We start from the raw sequence: 857 nt of genomic DNA, 5'->3' as shown, positions 1-857 counted from the left end.
AGAGCCTGTTTAAATTTTGTTCAATAATATTTTAATAGCTGATAGTTTGACCATATTTTCAGAATTTTCCATTAGCAATTCATAATTTCGGCAAAGTCTTCTGTCATTATCAAACCAAGAAAAAGTTCTTTCAATAATCCATCTTTTGTGTATAGGCTTAAAGACTTTTTCTTTATGATCTGACCGTAAAACAATCTGAATGATGTAGCCAAACTTATCTTTTATTTCTTCAATAATATTTCCTCTATAGCCTCCATCTGCTAAAATCACTGTAATTGGAATCAAAAGATAGTGCAATGTTCTCATGAATAACAAAGCAGCTTTACTATCGTGAAAATTGGCTAAACTTACCATTACGGCTAACAAAAATCCATTTTTATCTACCACAACATGCCTTTTTATTCCTTTTACTTTCTTATTCCCATCAAACCCATTAAGAGAACGATTATTTCCCCAGCGCACACTCTGACTGTCTATAATCCCTAAACTTGCTTCTGCATTTTGGCCTCTCTTTACTCGTACCTTCTCTCTTAAATTACACAGGAGTAAATCGAAAAGTTCTAAATTTGACCATTTAGAGTAGTAATAGTAGACCAATTGCCATTTGGGATAATTCGAGGGGAGCATTCGCCACTGGCAGCCTGTTTTTACGATATAATAAATGGCATTCCAGATGATACATAAATCATATTTTCGCTTTCTATCATCAAAATCAAGCGTTTTTTTTATAAATTGCCACTGAGTAAGAGTTAAGTCTGTTGGATACATCAATTTTTTTGTTTTGCAGCTCTAAATTGACATTTTTAAGCCAATGAGTAACCCTTACTCTTTTTTTATACCGTTTTTAAACAGGCTCT

Annotated in this window: 1 protein-coding gene; it reads right to left on the bottom strand. The window is 32.8% G+C overall.

The window, feature by feature from the left end; all coding sequences use genetic code 11:
• Positions 1-9 precede the first annotated feature (9 nt).
• Positions 10-768, bottom strand: coding sequence for an IS5 family transposase (locus C1634_RS25640; RefSeq protein ID WP_103235720.1), 759 nt, complete (start codon positions 766-768; stop codon positions 10-12).
• Between the last annotated feature and the right edge of the window lie 89 nt (positions 769-857).

The organism is Chryseobacterium viscerum (genome assembly GCF_002899945.2).
Taxonomy (GTDB): Bacteria; Bacteroidota; Bacteroidia; order Flavobacteriales; family Weeksellaceae; genus Chryseobacterium; species Chryseobacterium viscerum.
This window is presented reverse-complemented; position numbering and strand designations above follow the sequence as displayed.